General features: G+C 66.0%; 14 protein-coding genes. 11 read left to right on the top strand and 3 right to left on the bottom strand.

Going from position 1 to position 14,594, the window contains the following annotated elements:
* From HL671_RS17060 to HL671_RS17045, 4 genes are all read left to right on the top strand, one after another.
* Entirely contained in the window at nucleotides 1-1,056 is a 1,056-nt protein-coding gene (locus HL671_RS17060) for a branched-chain amino acid ABC transporter permease (protein ID WP_172237084.1), read from the top strand.
* Between the two features lie 26 nt (nucleotides 1,057-1,082).
* Nucleotides 1,083-2,426 (top strand): ABC transporter substrate-binding protein, encoded by a 1,344-nt coding sequence (locus tag HL671_RS17055; RefSeq protein WP_012044344.1) that lies wholly within the window; start codon nucleotides 1,083-1,085, stop codon nucleotides 2,424-2,426.
* 202 nt (nucleotides 2,427-2,628) lie between these two features.
* Nucleotides 2,629-3,405, top strand: coding sequence for an ABC transporter ATP-binding protein (locus HL671_RS17050; protein ID WP_172237083.1), 777 nt, complete (start codon nucleotides 2,629-2,631; stop codon nucleotides 3,403-3,405).
* A 22-nt stretch (nucleotides 3,406-3,427) separates the two neighbouring features.
* Nucleotides 3,428-4,624, top strand: coding sequence for an acyl-CoA dehydrogenase family protein (locus HL671_RS17045; protein WP_012044342.1), 1,197 nt, complete (start codon nucleotides 3,428-3,430; stop codon nucleotides 4,622-4,624).
* A gap of 132 nt (nucleotides 4,625-4,756) precedes the next feature.
* Here the strand turns inward: HL671_RS17045 and HL671_RS17040 are convergent, their stop codons facing one another.
* Nucleotides 4,757-5,218, bottom strand: coding sequence for a hypothetical protein (locus HL671_RS17040; protein ID WP_172237082.1), 462 nt, complete (start codon nucleotides 5,216-5,218; stop codon nucleotides 4,757-4,759).
* A 321-nt stretch (nucleotides 5,219-5,539) separates the two neighbouring features.
* Between HL671_RS17040 and HL671_RS17035 the strand changes: the two genes are divergently transcribed.
* Both HL671_RS17035 and HL671_RS17030 read left to right on the top strand, forming a co-directional pair.
* Complete coding sequence (locus HL671_RS17035) at nucleotides 5,540-5,797, top strand: hypothetical protein (protein WP_246579499.1); 258 nt, start codon at nucleotides 5,540-5,542, stop codon at nucleotides 5,795-5,797.
* 138 nt (nucleotides 5,798-5,935) lie between these two features.
* Nucleotides 5,936-6,526, top strand: a complete 591-nt coding sequence (locus HL671_RS17030; RefSeq protein WP_172237081.1) for an NADPH-dependent FMN reductase — start codon at nucleotides 5,936-5,938, stop codon at nucleotides 6,524-6,526.
* Nucleotides 6,527-6,585: 59 nt separating this feature from the next.
* Here the strand turns inward: HL671_RS17030 and HL671_RS17025 are convergent, their stop codons facing one another.
* Entirely contained in the window at nucleotides 6,586-6,837 is a 252-nt protein-coding gene (locus HL671_RS17025) for a hypothetical protein (protein ID WP_012044338.1), read from the bottom strand.
* A 386-nt stretch (nucleotides 6,838-7,223) separates the two neighbouring features.
* Here HL671_RS17025 and HL671_RS17020 point away from each other — a divergent pair, with 386 nt between their 5' ends.
* The 5 genes from HL671_RS17020 (at nucleotide 7,224) to HL671_RS17000 (ending at nucleotide 14,123) form a co-directional block, all read left to right on the top strand.
* On the top strand, nucleotides 7,224-8,111 hold the full coding sequence (locus tag HL671_RS17020; RefSeq protein WP_012044337.1) for a LysR substrate-binding domain-containing protein: 888 nt from the start codon (nucleotides 7,224-7,226) through the stop codon (nucleotides 8,109-8,111).
* 199 nt (nucleotides 8,112-8,310) lie between these two features.
* Nucleotides 8,311-10,335, top strand: a complete 2,025-nt coding sequence (locus HL671_RS17015) for a methyl-accepting chemotaxis protein (protein WP_172237080.1) — start codon at nucleotides 8,311-8,313, stop codon at nucleotides 10,333-10,335.
* 240 nt (nucleotides 10,336-10,575) lie between these two features.
* Nucleotides 10,576-11,853 (top strand): 4-aminobutyrate--2-oxoglutarate transaminase, encoded by a 1,278-nt coding sequence (gene gabT / locus HL671_RS17010; RefSeq protein WP_012044336.1) that lies wholly within the window; start codon nucleotides 10,576-10,578, stop codon nucleotides 11,851-11,853.
* A gap of 37 nt (nucleotides 11,854-11,890) precedes the next feature.
* Nucleotides 11,891-13,189 carry an ArgE/DapE family deacylase gene (locus HL671_RS17005; protein WP_172237079.1) on the top strand — a complete coding sequence of 433 codons (1,299 nt, stop codon included), beginning with the start codon at nucleotides 11,891-11,893 and terminating at the stop codon, nucleotides 13,187-13,189.
* A 7-nt stretch (nucleotides 13,190-13,196) separates the two neighbouring features.
* Nucleotides 13,197-14,123, top strand: coding sequence for a 2-hydroxyacid dehydrogenase (locus HL671_RS17000; protein WP_172237078.1), 927 nt, complete (start codon nucleotides 13,197-13,199; stop codon nucleotides 14,121-14,123).
* 34 nt (nucleotides 14,124-14,157) lie between these two features.
* Here the strand turns inward: HL671_RS17000 and HL671_RS16995 are convergent, their stop codons facing one another.
* Entirely contained in the window at nucleotides 14,158-14,553 is a 396-nt protein-coding gene (locus HL671_RS16995; RefSeq protein WP_012044333.1) for a hypothetical protein, read from the bottom strand.
* Between the last annotated feature and the right edge of the window lie 41 nt (nucleotides 14,554-14,594).

Raw genomic sequence — 14,594 nt, 5'->3', positions numbered from 1 at the left:
ATGACGACGATCTCCGAAGCCGCTCCTACACCGGCGCGATCCTCGCTGCTCAACGCCAATGTGCTCGGCATCGTGCTGCTGCTGGTGCTCGCTTACGGCCTCGTGCCGCTGATCGGCTCCGACTATCTGATGGACGCGGTGCTAACGCCATTCCTGGCATTGGCGCTGGCCGCAGTCGGGCTCAACGTGCTGACCGGCTATGCCGGTCAGGTGTCGCTGGGCTCGGCGGCGTTCCTCGCGGTCGGCGCTTATGCTGCCTATAATCTCAATCTGAGGTTGCCGCAATTGCCGCTGCTCGCCGACATCGTGTTGGCCGGCGGCATCGCCGCCGCGGTCGGAATCATCTTCGGCCTGCCGAGCCTGCGGCTGCGCGGCTTCTATCTCGCGGTCTCGACGCTCGCGGCGCAGTTCTTCGTGCAGTGGGCGCTGACCAAGTTCGGCTGGTTCTCGAACGACAATGCGTCGGGGGTGATCGACGCGCCCGTCATTCGCGTCGGCAGCCTGACCTTCACGAGCGCGACCGGACGCTACGTGTTCTCGTTGACGATCGTCGCGGTCGCCACCGTGCTGACTGCGCGGCTGCTGTCGTCACAGACGGGGCGTAACTTCATCGCGGTGCGCGACCACGAGATCGCGGCCCGGGTCATCGGCGTGCCGTTACTGCGCACCAAGCTGCTCGCCTTCGGGGTCTCGTCGTTCCTGATCGGCGTCGCCGGGGTGCTCTGGGCGTTCGCCTATCTGCGGACGGTCGAGCCGGCCGGGTTCAACCTCGATCGCTCGTTCCAGATCCTGTTCATCATCATCATCGGCGGGCTGGCCTCGCTGCGCGGCGCCTTCATCGGTGCCGCCTTCATCATCGTGTTTCCGCTGCTGCTGTCGCGACTCGGCGCCGCCGTGCTCGGCAAAGTGTTTGATTCCGGCGTGCTGGAGATGAGCCAGCGCATCGTCATCGGCGCGCTGATCATCGCCTTCCTGATCGCCGAGCCGCGCGGCCTGATCGCGCTGGTCGACCGTGCGGCCAACGTGCTGCGCCGCCTCCGTTCATCCCAGACCTGAAACAGCAACATCAGAAGGAGATCATGATGACGACATTCCGACATGCAAAGCTGGCCGTGAGGCTATCTTTGGGGGCGGCGCTCGCGTTCGGGCTCGCAACCAGCCTGCCGGCGAAAGCCGACGAGCAGTTCTTTCCGCTGCAGAGCTATCGGGTCGGTCCCTATGCGGCCGGCGGCACCGGCTTCTTCGGCGGATTCATCGACTATCTCAATTTGATCAATATTCGTGACGGCGGCGTCAATGGCGTCAAGCTGACCTGGGACGAGGGCGAGACCCAATACGAGGTCGAGCGCGGCGTCGAAGTCTATGAGCGGCTGAAGGGCCGGCCGGGGGTGGCGGCCTGGAATCCGCTCTCCGTCGGCATCGCCTATGCGATGATCGACCGTATCAGCAAGGACAAGGTGCCGCTGATCACCATCAACCACGGCCGCACCGATTCCACCGATGGCCGGGTGTTCCCCTACGTGTTCCCGCTGCTGCTCAATCCCTACAGCGAGACCTCAGGCATCGTGAATTACATCGCGACGCGCGAGGGTGGGTCCGAGAAGCTCAAGGGCAAGAAGATCGTCGTGCTCTATCACGGCTCGCCTTACGGCAAGGAGACGATTCCGATCTACAAGCTGCTCGCGGACAAATATGGCTTCGAGCTCGAGCAGATCGAGGTGCCGCATCCCGGCAATGAGCAGCAATCGCAATGGCTGTCGATCCGCCGCGCCAAGGCCGATTATGTCGTGCTGCGCGGCTGGGGCGTGATGAATCCGGTGGCGCTGAAGACGGCGCAGAAGGTCGGCTTTCCCGTCGACCACATCATCGGCAATGTCTGGTCCAACTCCGAGGAGGACGTGATCCCGGCCGGCGACGCCGCCAAGGGCTATGTCGCGATCACCACCCAGGCCTCCGGCGCCGAATATCCGGTGCTGCAGGAGGTGATCAAGACCGTCTACGGCGCCGGCAAAGGCAATCTCGACGACAAGAAGCGGATCGGCAGCGTCTACCACAATCTCGGTATCGTGAACGGCATCCTCAATGTCGAGGCGGTCAGGATCGCGCAGGAGAAGTTTGGCAAACGCACGCTCACGGGCGACGAGGTGCGCTGGGGCTTCGAGCATCTCGCTCTCGATCCCGCCCGCGTCGAGGCGCTCGGCGCCAAGGGCCTGTTCCACTCGATCAACGTCACCTGGGACAATCACGAGGGCAATGGCCGCGTGACCTTCCAGCAATGGGACGGCGCCAAGTGGAAGGTCGTCTCAGACTGGATCTCGCCAGACTGGGCAGCGCTGCGGCCGATCATCGAGAAGTCGTCGACGGCCTATGCGCAGGAACGCGGCATCAAGATCCGCACCTCGGGGGATGACCCTGTCGGTCAATGAGACTGCATGCGCGGGAGCCCGTCTCCCGCGCACTATTTGGGCCTCATGGGTTCGAGACGCGCCGCGCGCGGCGCTCCTCACCATGAGGGTTTAGATCGCTCCGCAAATTCAGACCTGGTCCTGAGGAGCACGCCGCGTGCGTCTCGAAGGACGGCTGCAGGCAACTCTCGGTGAGCGCCCTGCGCAGTTCAGGAGTTCCATCATGAGCGACGTGCTGCTGTCGGTCGAGCATCTGGCGGCGACCTATGACCAGGCGATCCGCGCGGTCAGCGACGTGTCGTTTTCCGTTCCGGCCGGCGAGATCGTCGCGGTGCTCGGCGCCAACGGCGCCGGCAAGTCGACCACGCTGCAGGCGGTGTCGGCGCTGCTGCCGGCGCGGCGCGGTCAGATCACCGGCGGACATCTCACTTACGACGGCCGGGACGTGTCCTCGTCATCGGCCGCTCAGCTGGTGCGCGCCGGGCTCGTGCCGGTGCTCGAAGGCCGGCATTGTTTTGCATCGCTGAGCGTCGAGGAGAACCTGATCACCGGTGCGATCGGGCGCGATGCAAGGCGTGGCGAGATCAGCGCCGACCTGGAGCGCATCTATGCGCTGTTTCCGCAGCTCACCCGGCATCGCCGCTCGGTCGCCGGGCTGACTTCGGGCGGCGAGCAGCAGATGACCGCGATCGGCCGCGCATTGATGTCGCGTCCGCGGCTGCTGGTGCTCGATGAGCCCTCAATGGGGCTCGCGCCGCTGGTGGTCGAAGGCATCTTCCGCGCGCTCAAGCGGCTGAATGGCGAGGAGGGGCTCTCGATCCTGGTCGCCGAGCAGAATTCGACCGTGGCGCTGCGGTTCGCCGACCGCGCCATCGTCCTGGAGGGCGGCCGCAGCGTTCTCACAGGCGCCACGCGTGAGCTGCGGCAGCGCCCCGACATCAAGCATCTCTATCTCGGCGGCGCGGCCGCGCCGCCGGATTCCACCCAGGCCGTGGCCTGACTGACACCAAGAGGAGACCCGCATGGCAACCAGCACTGCCGCACGCAAGATCGAGGAAGGCCCTTACAGTCAACTTGACGCCATCGTCGCCGATGTCATCAAGGCCAACGCGGACCGCAACGACCGCGAGGGCCGCTTTCCCCGCGAGAACCTGTTGGCCCTTGCCGAAGCCGGCTGGACCGGCGTGCTCAATGATCCGCGCTTCGGCGGGCTCGGGCTCGGCCATGTCGACTTTGCGGAAGCCGCTTACCGTATCGGTCAGGCCGACGCCTCGACCGGACTCGTCTATGTCATGCATGTCGGCGCGGCCCAGACCATCAATCTGTTCGGTACCGATGATCAGAAGGAGCGCTGGCTCAAGGCGGACAATGGCCGGCTGCTCGGGACGTACTCGACCAGCGAGCGCGCCACCGGCGGACATTGGTGGTACAATCTGTCCGAGGCCTCGCGCGACGGCGAGGATTACCGGCTCAACGCCGACAAATCGTTCACGACCAGCTCGGGCCAGGCCGACTTCTACGTCGCGCAGACCCGTACCCCCGGCGCCAAGGACCAGGCCGACATCATCTTCTTCATCGTCGATGGCAAGGCCGAGGGAATCCAGTCAAGGCCGTGGGAGGCGCTCGGCGTGCGCGCCAATCATTCCGGCGGCATCAGCTACAAGAACGTGCATGTGCCCAAGCGCGATCGGCTCGGCGCGGAAGGGCAGGGCAAGGAGATCATCTATGACGGCGTATCGCCGGTCTATTTGATCGGCCTCGGCGCGGTCTGGGAGGGGCTGGCGCGCGGCGTGCTCAATGCTGCGGTCGCGCACACGACCGGATTCGTGCACAAGGACCGCAACAAGAGCCTGTCGGATTACCAGGCGATCCGGCAGGAGCTCGGCGCCGCCAAGGTGCTGGTCGAGAGCCTGCGCCCCTGGCGCATCGAGCTCGCGCACAAGCTCGACGAGCTCTGGCGCGCCGGCCGGCCGCAGAGCGAGATCCTGATCCCGCTGACCGAGTTCAAGGTGCATGCGGCCGAGGTGGCCAACAAGGTGGCGTCGTCGGCGCTGACCGTGACCGGCGGCTATGGCTACCATCGCGGGCCGATCGAGCGCGCCTTCCGCGATGCACGCGCGGCGATCGCCATGGGGCCGTCCAACATCATCGCGCGGGAATGGATCGGCAAGGCCCAGGTCGGGCTGCCGCTCGAACTGTTCTATGAGGGCGGCGAGTGACGCTCACGGCTGCTGCGGCGCGGCCGCAGCAGCCGGTCATGATGCGGCTCCACGGAACCGCATCATGATCTTATCTCTTTGTTCGCGGCTGATCTTTTCAGAACGCCGCTTCCGACCTTTCCGGATTGTGCCCTAGCTGGCCAACTCGGCTTCGGCCTCGACCGTGCTGTCCTTGTGCTCGGCGGCCTCGACCGGTGCCGCATTGGCGTCATCGGCGGTTTCGAAATCGTCCTCGGCGATCTCGGGGACTTGATCGACCTCGGCCGTCGCGGTCTCGACCTCTTCGGCGGCAAGCTCGGCCGCCACGATCGCTTCGGCCTCGCTATCACCAGCCTGCGGCAGTGCGAACACGTTCGGTGCGGGTACCGTCGTCGGCAGCGGCGGCTGGCACTTCGGCTTGTACCAGGATGCGAACTTCTGCGAGATGCTGGCCTCGAACTCGGCGAGCGGCTGGCTGTTGCCGTCCTCGTCGGTGATGACGACCTTCCAGCCTTCGGCTTCCATGACCTGCGCGTTCGCCAGCACGATCAGCGCGCTTTCGCGCTGCTTGCGGATCTTGTGGTGCTCCCGCTCCGCGATCATCGTGTACGCCATGATCCTGCTCCCGCGATGCCGGGACGACGGTCCCGGTGCGCCACTACTACGCCGCCAGAGTGTGAGCGCGGCTGGGCCGGATTGCGTTCGGCTAATGACAATTTGGCGGCGCCGCGTGGGTTCCGGACGCTGAAGGGAGTCGCAGATGCAACAGCCGGCAAAATAGTGGTGCAGGGACTACAGCGCTTATTGAAGGCGCGTCTCGACCTGTCATGATTTGATTCTGCGGCGGCAACTGCTTCGCGGGCAAGCGCGAGCAGCGGGTGATCAGGGCAAACAGCGGGCAAATCGGGGACATCGATGCGAGCTCATCGGCTCAGGATGCGAAACTTCAATGTGGCAATGGCAGGGCTCGCGCTGGCGATGATGGCAGCTCCGCGCGCGGGCCATGCCTTTACCGAGGACGATCAGCGGCGGCTGTGTACCGGCGACGTCTTCCGCCTTTGTTCGTCGGAAATCCCTGATCGCGACCGCATCATTGCCTGCATGGTCAAGCAGCGCGCCAGCCTCAGCGATGGCTGCCGCAGCGTGTTCGGCCGGCCCACCGAGCGCTCGGCTGCGGCTGCGGTGACACGGTAGGACCTCACCACCATCAACGTCGGCAGAGATGCGCCGCCGGTCGGCAACGCGACCGGCCCCCGCGGCCGTCGCGGCATCACCGGGAGACCGTTGGCGTGGTAGACTGGCACGGATCATCCGGCCAGGAGGTGACCTGCCATGAGCTTCCGTATCCTCGTATTCTATGGCTCGTACCGCGCCGACCGGATGGGGATCCGGCTGGCGCAGTTCGTCGTGGATGGCCTGCGTGACAAGGGGCAGAACGTCGAACTGATCGACGCCAAGGCGGTCGGCCTGCCGATGCTCGACCGCATGTTCAAGGAGTACAAGCCGGGCGACGCTCCGGAGGCCATGGCCGCGCTCGCAGCCAAGATCCGTGCCGCCGACGGCTTCGTGTTCGTGACCGGCGAATATAATTGGGGCATGCAGCCCGGGCTGAAGAACCTGACCGACCATTTTCTCGAGGAATGGTTCTGGCGGCCTGCCGCAATCGCGAGCTACTCGGCCGGCCGGCTGTCGGGCGCGCGTGCCGCAACCGCCTGGCACGGCACTTTGTCGGAGATGGGCATGGTGGTGGTGTCGAGCACGCTCGCGGTCGGCCCCATCGCGCAGGCGCTGTCGGCGGAGGGCAAGCCGACCGGCGAGGCCGGCCAATCACTGGCCCGGGCGTTTCCGCGCTTTGCCGACGACCTGTTGTGGTGGGTCGAAGCAGGCCGGGAGCAGCGCGCGCGCAAGGCGCCGCCTTATTGAGCCTGTGCTGATGGATCATGTGCCGGAGCGCGCCGCGCTCCGGCTTTTCGTCGCATTTGTTAGCGCGCCGCGCTGCCCGGCGTGTTGGTGACCGACTGCTGCCGGCGCGGTGCGCTTGCCGCCTGTCCTTGGCCCTGACAAGGCAGCTCGTTCCAGGTTCCGTCGGGAGCCTGCTGATAGGCCCGGCATGGGACGGAGGAGGGGGCCTGATCGTCAGGCTTGGGTATCTGGGAATTCTTCGCCAGTGCGGGTGCGGCCGTCGCGACGAGGGCGGCCAGCGAACCGACGAAGATCACGGGGGTGATCCGCATGGGGGTTCTCCTGCTCGAAGCACTGCCGATTCAGAGCCGGATTGTGGAAACATTGAGGCAAATTGCGCTGCCGGTCTCGCCACGCTCAGGATCATCGGCGACGCGGACCTCGCTGTTAACGGTGGTTGTCGAACGTCGGCGCGCCCCGGGGAGTGTGGCAGGATGTGGGCTGGCGCTGCGCCGCGCCCGGCGTTAAGAGCTGCCCAACGCGCGGAAGCGCCCTCATGGTCGCGATGCGGCACTCCGATGGAGCGGCGCATGCGGTCATCGGATGACGTATTGGCCGAACGGCCGATGTGGTCCCGACAGCTGCCGCGTGGACATTTCCTGGCGGCCTGCTGACAGGCGGGTGGGAGTGGATCGCGCAGGCTGACGACTGTGCGAGTATGACGCGACCTCGATTGCCCTCTCTCATCGCATTGCGTGCCTTCGAGGCGGTGGGCCGCAAGGGCAGCGTGCGCGCCGCCGGCGACGAACTCGCCGTCAGCCATACCGTCGTCTCGCGCCATCTGCAGAACCTGCAGCGCAGCCTCGGCGTCGCGCTGATCCGCGCGGAAGGCCGCGGCATCGCCCTGACCAATGCCGGCCGCATGCTGCATGCCGAGGTCAGCCAGGCATTCGACATCATTGCCCGCGCCACCACGCAGGTCCGCCCCGCGGCGCGTCCCACCCTGAACATCTGGTGCATTCCCGGCCTCGCCAACCGCCGGCTGCTGCTCAGGCTGCCCGAGCTCACCGGGCCGCCACGCAACTGGGACATCAACCTGCAGCCGACCTTGTCGCACCCCGATCTCGAGCGCGGAGAGGCCGATGCCGAGATCGTCTATGCCGACGTGCCCGCGGCCAAGAGCGGCATGCTGGCCGAGGAACTCGTCCGCCCCCGGGTGTTCCCGGTGGCGAGCCCGGCCTTCCTGGCCCGGTTCCCGGCGCTCACCTCGATCGGCGCACTCGCCAAGGCCTCTCTCATCCACGAAGAGTCCACCGAGCAGTGGGAGCGCTGGTTCAAGCTGGCGGGACTGCACGAGCCCCTCACCTTGCGCGGACAGCGGCTATGGCATGCGCATCTGGCGATCGAGGCGGCGCGCTTCGGCCAGGGCGTCGCCCTCGCCAACGACGTGCTGGTCGCGGATGACGTGCGCAGCGGCGCGCTGGTCGAGGTGCTGCCGTCGGCGGTCCATATGGGCGCCTATCAGCTCGTCGCGCTCCGGGAGCGCTGGGACGAGCCGGCCATCGTCGCGCTGCGCGCCTGGCTCAAGAAGGTGCTGGCGCAATAGCGGTCGCCACTCTGGCGATCGGAGCGATCACGCGCCTGACAAGAGCCGCGCGTGACAATGAGAATCATTCCGTGCTTGGCCAGTAGTCGTACGGGTGCGGAATTCACGCTGTGGCGACCGCAGGACTCAAATCATATACCAAATCGAAATTGGCCAAGTCTAACTAACTCATCATTGATGATGTTATCAGGCTGGGCCGATGCTGTCGCTGTTCTCGAAAAACTCACAACCGCCGTCTCAGCCGGTGATCGCTCGAGCCTCTGGCCCCGAGACGCCGGAATTGCGCGATGCTCAACTGATCCGCGTCCTCGATACGGATGACCGGCTCGACGGCGTCTCGGCCGACAGCTTCAAGTTCGACGGCGCAGCGTCACCGCTGGCATTCGCTTTCGTCTCGCCGCATCTCGATTTCGCAAGGATCACCTCCGAGCTCCGCAGGCTGGCCGGTGCAACGACCGTCATCGCGGTCTCGACGGCTGGCGAGCTGTGCGCGGCGTCGCCCGCGACGCTCTACAAGCCGACCGGAAACCGCTGGTCGTCGGTGGTGGTCCAGGTGTTTCCGGCCGATCTCTTTCAGGCGGTGAGCGTCCATGCCGTTCCCTTGCAGAATGAGGACATTCGCAAGGGCGCGCCGTCGCTGCCGCATGATGCGCGCATCGAGGCGATCGTCCGTTCGCTGTCGTCGATTCGCACGCCGTTCGGCATCGACGTGCGTGACACGCTCGCCTTCACCCTGGTGGATGGCGTCTCGGCGAGCGAGAACTATGTCATGGAGGCGGTGTATCGGGCCGGCAAGTTCCCGTGCGCCTTTGTCGGCGGCTCCGCCGGCGGCAAGCTCGACTTCAAGAACACCTATCTGTTCGATGGCAGCCGCGTCATCGAGAACCACGCGCTTATGATCTTCATGAAGATGGCTCCCGGCCGCGGCTTCAGCCTGTTCAAGAGCCAGAACTTCAAGAAGACGGGTCAGTCCTTCGTGGTGATGGGCGCCGATCCGAACCGGCGCACCGCCTCCGGCGTGCTCGACGAGCGCACCAACGAGATCAGGTCGTTCGCCAACGCCGTGGCGGACGCGCTGAAGACGACGCCTGCCGGCGTGATGTCGAAGATGCAGCGCTACTCGTTCGGGATCGAGGTGGGCGCCGATCTGTTCGTCCGGTCGGTCGCGGACATCAACGCTGAGACGGGCGTCATTTCCTTCTTCTGCGACGTGAATTCCGGCGATCGCCTCGAGCTTCTGGAGGCGACCGATTTCGTGGAGCAGACGCGGAAGGACCTCCAGGCCTTCCTGCAGGGCAAGCCCCCGGCGATCGGCGCCGTGCTCAACGACTGTATCCTGCGGCGCCTCAACAATGAGGGTGCGCTGCGCAACATGTCCGGCCTATGGCCGATGCCCGCGGCGGGGTTTTCGACCTTCGGCGAGCTGTTCGGCATCAACATCAATCAGACGCTGACCGCCGTGGTGTTCTTCGACACGCGCAGCCAGCAGCTGCGTGATCCCTTCGCGGACATGTTTCCGGTCCATTACGCCAATTTCGCGAGCTACTTCACCCGCAGCCATCTCAACCGCATGATCCTGCTGAACCGGATCAAGGACGGAATCGTCGCGCGCCTGACCGAATATCTCGGCACCAGCGCGATGCTGAGCGAGAAGGTGGAGAACGCATTGCGGCAGACGGCTGCCGTCAACACGATCGTCAAGGACATCCATTCGGTGATCCTGACCAGCGCGGATTCAGCCATCAAGGCCACGGACACCACCGCGCTCGCCGACGAGTTTTCCGGCCTGACCCAGGCGATGAACGGCCTGCGCGACATCCTCAAGATCATCGACACGATTGCCGGGCAGACCAACCTGCTGGCCCTGAACGCCACCATCGAATCCGCCCGCGCTGGCGAGGCCGGACGCGGCTTCTCCGTGGTGGCGAGCGAGGTCAAGAAGCTCGCCCAGGACACCCGTTCCAGCCTGTCACGGACGCATGCGTCGATCGGCGGGATGGAGAACTCGCTGGCGTCGCTGGGCACGAACATCCAGGAAACCCGCGGACAGCTGGTGCAAGCGGGCGAAGGCTATAGCGGGATCGTCACCCAGATCGAGCAGATGTTCACCAAGCTCGAAACCATCACCGGCGTTCTTGCCGAGCTCGAGGGGTTCGTGCGCGAGAGGAGCGCTGAGCTGGCTGGGGTGATGGGCGAAATCGACAAGTTGAAGCGGATCGGCTGATCGCGCCGGGCGCTTGCTGACGACGCGTTCGGTCGAAGACTATTCTCCGAAGAGCCTGGGCTGCCGGCCGCCGGGACGGTGCGCCGAGCCGCGGCGGCCGGGTCTCAGGGGAGGGCGCGGTGCATTGTCATGCCTCGCCTTCGGTGCATAAAAGTCACCTGTCGCGCGGAACAAGCTGATTGTTCCCGAACGCCAGCCCCTTAGCGTGTGGCTCAGCTAGGTTTTGCAAGGAGCTGAGCCATGGGCGCGAACGAGGAACTGCTGGCACGACGACACCAGGCCGTCGTCAGGGGCGTGAGCTATGCGACGCCGCTGTTTGCCGACCGGGCGCTCAACAGCGAGGTCTGGGACGTCGAAGGCAAGCGTTACGTCGATTTCGCCGGTGGCATCGCGGTGCTGAACACCGGCCATTGTCATCCGCATGTGGTGGCGGCCATCCGCGCCCAGCTCGACCGTTTCACCCACACCTGCTTCCAGGTGCTGCAATACGAGCCCTATGTGCGGTTGACGGAGCGGCTCAATGCGATCGCGCCGATCTCTGGCCCGGCCAAGTCGATCCTGCTGACGACCGGCGCGGAGGCGACCGAAAACGCCATCAAGATCGCGCGGGCCGCCACCGGCCGCAGCGGCATCATCGCCTTCACCGGCGCCTTTCATGGCCGTACCGCGCTGGCCAATGCCATGACCGGCAAGGTGATGCCCTATAAGAAGCACTTCGGGCCACCTTTGCCCGGAATCTGGCATGCGCCTTTCCCGATCGCCGGCAGCGGCGTCTCGGTCGAGGATACGCTGTCCTATATCAACTTCATCTTCAAAGCCGACATCGACGCCTCGCAGGTCGCTGCGATCATCATCGAGCCGGTGCAGGGCGAGGGTGGCTTCCATCAGGCGCCGCCGGAGCTGATGAGCGGCCTGCGCCGGCTGTGTGACACCCACGGCATCGTGCTGATCGCGGACGAGGTGCAGACCGGCTTCGGCCGGACCGGCAAGATGTTCGCGATGGAGCACTACGACGTGCAGCCGGACGTGATCTGCGTGGCCAAGAGCCTCGCCGGCGGCATGCCGCTGTCGGGCGTGATCGGCCGCGCCGCGATCATGGATGCGGCTGAGCCGGGTGGGCTGGGCGGAACCTATGGCGGCAATCCGCTGGCCTGCGCGGCTGCGCTCGCCGTGCTCGACGTCTTCGAGCAGGACAAGCTGTTGGACCGCGCCAACGCGATCGGTGCCAGGCTCCGCGCCGCCATCAGCAAATTCTCGCGCGCCAATACGCTGGTTCCGATTTCTGAGCCGCGCGGTCCTGGCGCGATGATTGCATTCGATATTCTGAAGCAGCGCGGCAGCCACGAGCCGGATGCGGAGATGACCAAGCGCGTGACCCGCGTGGCGTACGAGAATGGCCTCATCCTGTTGTCTTGCGGCGTGACGGCGAGCACGATCCGAATCCTGGTGCCGCTCACCGCGTCGGACGAGATCGTCGACGAAGGGCTCGCGATCCTGGAGAAGTGTCTGGCCGCCTGATCAGCGGCCAGGGTGAGAGATGAGGCTGGAGGTTGGCGTGACTGAGAGTGTGGCGGCAGTGCCGAATGACGTGATGGAGCGGCTTGCCGCGGCGGTCGATGCCAACTTCGCGAAGCAGGTCGCCTTCCTGCAGCAACTCGTGCAATTTCGCAGCCTGCGCGGCGCGGAACCGCCGGTGCAGGACTGGCTGGCCGGCGAGTTCGAGACGCGCGGCTACGAGGTCGACCGCTTCAGCCTCGCCGATGTCGACTTGATGCGCCATCCTAAGGCGGCGCCGATGGACAATATCGCGCTCGACGGATCCAAGCAGGTGGTGGCGACGCTCGACGGCGCGGGCAAGGGGCGCAGCCTGATCCTGCAGGGTCATATCGACGTCGTGCCGGAGGGGCCGACCGATCTCTGGAACGATCCGCCTTATGAGGCGATCGTGCGTGACGGCTGGATGATCGGGCGCGGCGCGCAGGACATGAAGGCCGGCGTGTCGGCGATGATCTTCGCCCTCGATGCCATCAAGACCGCCGGCTTCGTGCCGGACGGACGCATTCACCTGGAGACGGTGACCGAGGAGGAGAGCACCGGCAACGGTGCGCTGTCGACCTTGATGCGCGGCTACACCGCCGACGCCTGCCTGATCCCGGAGCCGACCGGTCACACGCTCACGCGGGCCCAAGTCGGCGCCATCTGGTTCCGCCTGCGCGTGCGCGGCACGCCGGTGCACGTCGCTTATGCGGAGACCGGCACCAATGCGATCCTGTCGGCGATGCATCTGATCCGTGCCTTCCAGGATCATACCAAGGAGATCAACGCGCGGTCCAAGTCGAACGCCTGGTTCGCCGCGGTGAAGGATCCGATCAAGTTCAATGTCGGCATCATCAAGGGCGGCGATTGGGCGAGCTCAACGCCGGCCTGGTGCGACCTCGATTGCCGACTCGGCGTGCTGCCCGGCGAGACACCGGCGCAGGCCATGGCGGGGATCGAGCAGTGTCTCGCCGCAGCGCAAGCCGCTGACAGCTTCCTGTCGGAGAATCCGGTCGAGCTGGAGTGGAGCGGCTTCCAGGCCGATCCGGCGGTGTGCGAGCCTGGCAGCGCTGCCGAGGCCGCGCTGGCCGAGGTGCATGCGCGCGTCTTCGAGACGCCGTTGGATGTGCGGCTGTCCACGGCCGTCAATGACACGCGCTATTACGCGGTCGACTACGGCATTCCGGCGTTGTGCTACGGACCTTACGGCATCGGCCCGCATGCGTTCGATGAGCGCGTCGATCTCGACAGCGTACGCAAGACGACGCTCTCGATTGCGATGTTTGTCGCGCAATGGTGCGGGCTGCGGACCGCGTGACGACCGCATGATCCGCGTTGCATTTCTGAGCCGTCCCGGCCTCATGGATCCGATGAAGCCGCTGCTTGAGCGCGAATTGCCGGGTGTCGCCGTCGCGTCGTGGCCCGAGCCGGCGGCGCGCGATGCCGACATCGCGGTATGCTGGAAGCCCGAAGCCGGTGCGCTCGCGGCGATGCCGAAGCTGAAGCTGATCCATGCGATCGCCGCCGGCGTCGACAACATCCTGTCGGATCCGACCTTGCCCGATCTCCCGCTGTGCCGGATCGTCGATCCCGGGATCACGTCGGCGATGACGGAATTCGTGCTGTGGGGAGCGCTCTACTTTCATCGCGACTTCGATCGTATGATCAGCAATGCGCGCGATGGGCTGTGGTGTCGCTACGATCAGCGCGCGGCGCGGGATCGCCGAATAGGGATTCTCGGACTGGGCGAGCTCGGGACCGCGGCGGCGGTTCGTCTCGTCGAGCTTGGGTTCGCCGTCAGCGCCTGGTCGCGCTCGCCGAGGCGGCTGGCGGGTGTTCAGACCTATAGCGGGGCGGATGCGCTCGACGCATTCCTGAGCGAGACGGAGATCCTGGTCTCGCTGCTGCCGCTGACGCCCTCAACCGTTGGCCTGCTCAACGCGGAGCGTCTGAGCCGGCTGCCAAGAGGGGCGGCGCTGATCCTGTGCAGCCGCGGTGAGCATCTGGTGCTGGATGATCTGGTAGGCCTGCTTCGCAATGGGCATCTGCGCGGTGCGGTGCTCGACGTGTTCGAGCAGGAACCGTTGCCGGCCGAGCATCCGCTGTGGCGCGAACCCGGTGTGCTGGTGACGCCGCATATGGCGGCGATCGCCTCCTGGGAGGTGATCGCGCAGCAGGTGGCGGACAATGCCAAGCGGCTGCTGCGCGGCGAGCCGCTCCTGAACGTCGTCGATCGCGTGCGGGGCTACTGAGCTGTGGGCGGCTGAGCGGCCCCCATGACCTGGCCTATTCGAGCGTCTGCACCGGCGGTGCGACGGGGCCGCGCGGGGCCGGAGGCGCGGCCGCAGCAGTCATCGGCTGTGGTGGCGCGTTGCGCGCTGCCGCGAGCGGCGGCTGCTGAGCGTCGGTCATGGCCGCCTGGCTTTCCCTGACCGGACGCCGAACCTGTTGCGCACGGGCCGCGCGCGACCGGCGGAAGCCCCAGGAGCGCGCGATCGAAGGCCCAGCGGTGTAGCCGACCACGGCGCCGGCGACGGCGCCCACCGGGCCGAACACCACGGCGCCGGAGAGGGCGCCCAGCGCGGCATCGCCGCCGCGATGCTCGTCGGCCCGCGCCGCTGTCAGCGTGACCGATGTCAGCAAGGTGAGTGCAAGCGCCGTTGTGGCCAACATTCTGGTCATGCGATGTCCCTTCGTCTCAGCGCTGCCGAAATGGCGGACAA

The sequence above is a fragment of the Bradyrhizobium denitrificans genome (assembly GCF_013179005.1).
Taxonomy (GTDB): domain Bacteria; phylum Pseudomonadota; class Alphaproteobacteria; order Rhizobiales; family Xanthobacteraceae; genus Bradyrhizobium; species Bradyrhizobium denitrificans.
The sequence above is the reverse complement of the archived record's forward strand: the minus strand, read 5'-3'. Positions and strand labels throughout refer to the sequence as shown.